Origin of the sequence: Paracoccus sp. (in: a-proteobacteria) (assembly GCF_046462195.1) — a bacterium.
Classification (GTDB): Bacteria; Pseudomonadota; Alphaproteobacteria; order Rhodobacterales; family Rhodobacteraceae; genus Paracoccus.
The window spans coordinates 1-4,475 of sequence record NZ_JBKGUN010000283.1; the positions used below are offsets into that span (position 1 = coordinate 1).

4 protein-coding genes are annotated in these 4,475 nt (G+C 61.2%); all 4 read right to left on the bottom strand.

Annotated features, from left to right (window positions below):
- Nucleotides 1–402 (bottom strand): hypothetical protein (locus ACLHHB_RS17090; protein WP_410219485.1); only part of this gene is annotated, 402 nt, incomplete at its 3' end.
- A gap of 1,262 nt (nt 403–1,664) precedes the next feature.
- Nucleotides 1,665–2,411 carry a hypothetical protein gene (locus ACLHHB_RS17095; RefSeq protein ID WP_410219486.1) on the bottom strand — a complete coding sequence of 249 codons (747 nt, stop codon included), beginning with the start codon at nt 2,409–2,411 and terminating at the stop codon, nt 1,665–1,667.
- Entirely contained in the window at nt 2,404–3,309 is a 906-nt protein-coding gene (locus ACLHHB_RS17100) for a hypothetical protein (RefSeq protein WP_410219487.1), read from the bottom strand. Before ACLHHB_RS17100 ends, ACLHHB_RS17095 begins: the two co-directional genes overlap by 8 nt.
- Before the next feature lie 304 nt (nt 3,310–3,613).
- Nucleotides 3,614–4,300 carry a hypothetical protein gene (locus ACLHHB_RS17105; protein WP_410219488.1) on the bottom strand — a complete coding sequence of 229 codons (687 nt, stop codon included), beginning with the start codon at nt 4,298–4,300 and terminating at the stop codon, nt 3,614–3,616.
- Between the last annotated feature and the right edge of the window lie 175 nt (nt 4,301–4,475).

Here is a 4,475-nt window from a genome sequence, read left to right on the forward strand (position 1 = left end):
GCTCCTGAGGCCGGTCACGTTACGAGCAGGGAAAGGTCGCAGCCCCCACCAATCGCCTCTCCTGTCAGCAACAGTCTCCCCACGATCTTCGACGGTCACTTGAGGTACTTCAGCGCGTTGGGGGGCCTCAGGCGGCTGAACCGGTGCCGGCGCGCTCCTGCGCGTGATGACCGGCTTGGCTTCCGGAGACGCTCCCCTGCCGCCCAGCCACAGTTCCAGATAGCCCTCCTCGGGTGAGGGCGTGAAGCTGACGAAGTCACGCGCCTCAATATCCAGCGCAGCCGCCAGATCCTGGGCTGCCGCCCGATCCTGTGGGTGAAAATATCGGACATGCGTTTCGCCGATCGTGAAAGGCGTCACTTTTTCCTCGGATGTCCATCCCGTTGCGGAAAGCTGCGTCATGGTCTGATTCCGCCGTTCCGCCGCAACGCGTTCGGGAACGTGGACGACCAAGCGCATTTTTGGCACTTCCAGACGTGTCGCCAACTGCTGAGGACTAGCGTCACCTGCCCGCATTGGGGGTCGGATGAACTGCGGGCCTGACATGGAGTCAGCCGGCTCTGCCTCTCGGGAGATCGGGTCAGGCGCCGCGGGCTCGAGCCTAAGGCCCGCCTCGGATCCAGGTTGTTCGGAAGCGGAGCTTAGTTGCGGCGCGGCCGACGCCGAGGGTGCCGACTCGGGCCTCAGCCCGGGCAGCGGGGGCAGATGCCGCCAGATATCCTGCGCCGTCGGAAGTCCGTTCCCGCTTGCTTGGGCGCCCGCTTGCGTTGCAACCAAGCAGGCGATGAGGGACAGCGCTCCAACACGGACTTTTGCATGATTGCGGTGTTGCGTCATGGCAAAGGCCTCTGCTTTTGATGCACAGCACCTGGTGACCGACCAGCTGCTAGCATGAACCCGGAGGTGTTAATCCATAACCGTTCCCGCCCATGTGTCACGTCAAGTTATGTTGACTCCACCGGAAGACGAAAGCGTCCCCACTCTTGCACGCTTCGATCTGCCTTGGCATACCTCCCTCTGCTGTTCTTCAGTCAAGCTTTCACCTGCACGGGAGCAAATAACATTTTAGGGTCGATGGAAACGTCCCTCGCGCATGGGCGTAAGCTGACGGGAGGGGGGCACCAGAAAACCTGAAATCCGCTCCGCGCGGGACTGGTTGGACTGCGAGGCACGTGCGCCCGCAATTCAGAGAATCACAGGGGCTTGATTTCGCGGCCAGGCGGCAGCCCTGCAGTCTCGGCTCTACCAACCAAACAAATCAAAACGACGAGTAAAATCTGCGAATGGCTGGTGCGTGGCCCACTACCCCCGGCAGCACCTCAGGTTTCGTCCACCCCCCTTCACCAAGCCTGCAACAAGGTCCTGCATGCTCCAGAACTCAATAGGGGAAGCAATGCGGAAAGAAAAAGCTGGCGCGATTTAAAAAACTAGCGATACCAATTATTTATGTGAAGCAAATGGCGGAGGGGCGGGGCCTGATATCTAACCTTCTCCAAATATAAAATACTGGAATACCATCCTTTGTTCGTTGCTTTACGCTCGCAGCCCCTTGCAGGAGGAGGTCTACCCTTTTACGCCTCGTCTACCTCGGAGGGACAAGGCCAGCGCAGCCTACAGAATTGAGACCTCGCACAGCCGTGTAAGCAATCTCGTTGCCGCGAAGGTCACGACGCAGCCTCGTTAAAATAGCCCTGCAGCCGGCTGGCAAGCTCTGGCTCGTTCAACGACCCTAAGCACGTGATCTCGTTGTCGATCCTGATTCTTCGTACCGCCCGACGGGTCACACCCTCCATTCGGCTCGCACCAATCCGGGCCGAAGTCGCGAGCCAAGCTTCTGCGATCGCGCGAGCGAGCACGGGGTCGGCCCCGATCGACGGCCTTTCGACAATTTGGACCGCCGCATCCTCCGACAGCGCCTCGACGAGTTGCCAGCGTTGCGGCGCTCTTGCACCCCGGTCAAGCGAGCGTGCTCGGAGCCAGAGCCGCTGGAAAGTGTTGCGCAGGCCACCATGGAAGCGATCAGCGTGCCCGTCCTCGAAGCGCCAGAGCACCACTTCCGGGACGATACAAGATGCAACGAATGCCCAGACATCATCCCGCAACGCCTCACCGCCGCTGATGATCGGAGCCTCCACCAGCCACTGCGCACATTCGACATCGAATGACGCCCTGCTGGCGGCTCGACCCTCGTTCGGAAATCCGAGACGTTTGGCAAGGGCAACGATTTGCTCTTGGAATGCTGTCAGATCGGCCGCGTCGGCTCGCGATCCGCCACTGGACGCATATGAGACCGAACTGCCGGCCACCTCCATTCGTTCGCTGATGGAGCCTGTTCGCAGCAAATCTGGCAGGCCAATCAGTCGCCGAAGGCCGTGACTGTCGAGGCGGGGCATAAGGCGGAACTCACTCATTGCCAAGCTCTCCTGCAAAGAGGCTCCCAATCGCGAGCTCGAAGCGTGCCGGGTCATGCTGTGCCAGCGTTCGCACAGCCTCCGCCGACTGTCCGGGGAACGCCTGTTCCACCCATGCCTCAATCACCGCTAACACCGAGGAGGGGCTGGCCTCTGCTTGGTCCAGCGGAAAATGATCGAGAGCGATGGCCAACCTGACCATCTGAGTGGCTACCGAGCATATGAGCATCCTCAGCGTGACCTTGTCCGCCTGCTGCACGGCTTCGACAAAGGCCGGCCTGTTTAGGTTGATCAGCAGGCGGACCGACGTTGCGAAGTCGTGGTGGAGGTACTGCGGGGACCAGTCGAGGTACCAGAGTGCATCGCTATGGCCCGTCGGGAACACAGTCGCAAAGCTCACGGCTTCTATCGGAAAGCGCGCACCGAGCGGTTCGACCGCCACGCGGAATTCGTCTCGCCAGAGACTTGCACCTGTCGTTATTGGCGAAACGTGGCGACGAACCGTACCCGACGAAAGCAGGACAATCTTGGTTGTGAGCACGAAAAGTTCCGAGACCTCGCGGCCGTCGATGGAAAGCGCCAGTTCAACAACCTCGCGGCCGGCCTGGATTACTTCCCGGCCAACGATTTTCCTCGCGCGCTGGAGGCGGCGGCCGCCGGTGCCGAAAGTGACGACGCAGAGGAGCTTGAGCTCGTCCGCCTTGAGCCCGGTGTCAGCGGCAACCCCTTCCACATCGACCGTGAAATGACGAACTGCTTTGAGATTGGTCGAGTAGTCGAAGTGATTGAGGTGACCGTCCACGAACACGCAGGGTTCGCCATCACGCGTGACGAGCCAATGCCCGGCACTGATCCGTTTTGGGCCGGGACGAAGGAAAGGATAAGCAATGGCCGTCATGACGATGCCTGCTCAGCTACCGCCACTTTCACTCCGGCCGCGGCAACATCAGGCACGATGATCCGTGCACGATAGCTGCCACTCTCGCCCGGCGTTGCGACCAGCGCAGGCGACGTTGTCAGCTGATTGCCACTCTCATCTTCCCAGCAGACGAACGTGACGACGACATCACTCTCGTCCGGCCTCGCCAAGATACCATCGATCACAGGAGCAGGTATAGCGGTGAGGCTGAGCGCTCGCTCCGTGCTGTTGTCCACGTCGATCTCGAAGAGGGCTTCGGCCCCGGCAGCGCCTTCCTGTAGCGCTACGAAGCGTGGGTCGCTGACCCGCCAGCTGCGGCCTCCGCCGCGACCATCGCTGCCTCGGGTAGCCCCGCGCCCGCCGCCACCGCCGCCAGACCCATAACTGCGATCGCGGGCATGCAGTTGCCGAGAAGATCGGCCGCCTTGGCAAGCGGTGGCTGCTCGGATGCTCCCGCCGTGGAAGACGAAGCCGGATAGGCATAAGATGCCGCGAGGTACTTCAGCCTTGCCAGCGCAACCCGTACGAACGTCTTCGCCCTACTCTTCGGCATTTTGTCCGGAATCCAGTCGTCGTGCGCAGGTGGCTCCGCGTCGGCGAAAGCCTGCTCAACGATGGGATCGTCGTCGCAGATGAAGACGCCGGCCCATTCGGTAATGTCCCCCGGCAGGTGGGTGCCCTCGATGTACTTCACGACCAGTTCAACCGGACGCATGATCGCTATGTGCGCACTGGTGGCCGGGAGGATGCTTTCAGTGGGGGCGCAGAGGTACTGCCGGGGTCTTCTGAAGCCGCGTCTGATGGAGCAGAGGCCAAGGTGCTGGATGGGCCGTTCGGACGCGATTTTGTTCAGGTTCGGCCCTCTGCCGTTCACGGCGCGATAGGCCTCGACGAATAGGTCAAGTGGCGGGAAATTTTGGGGCGCCGGAAGCGGCAACAGCTCTCCATTGAGTTCGACTTCGATGTTCATGGCTCTTTCGCTATCGGCGCCGGGAAGCATCTTCGGCCAGAGGTACCAGAGGAGCGCCTCCCGGATTTCGGCCGCAACTGCCTCGAGAGGGCGGTCCTCGAGATTAGGGCCTAGGTCATGTTGACAAACAGCGGAGCCAGAGGCGGATCGCTGTGATGTCGATGAGCCCAAGGAA

Bases quoted from the DNA above. Each gene is read 5' to 3' on its own strand.
- ACLHHB_RS17095 (WP_410219486.1), bottom strand. From the start codon at position 2,411: ATGAGTGAGTTCCGCCTTATGCCCCGCCTCGACAGTCACGGCCTTCGG.
- ACLHHB_RS17100 (WP_410219487.1), bottom strand. From the start codon at position 3,309: ATGACGGCCATTGCTTATCCTTTCCTTCGTCCCGGCCCAAAACGGATC.
- ACLHHB_RS17105 (WP_410219488.1), bottom strand. From the start codon at position 4,300: ATGAACATCGAAGTCGAACTCAATGGAGAGCTGTTGCCGCTTCCGGCG.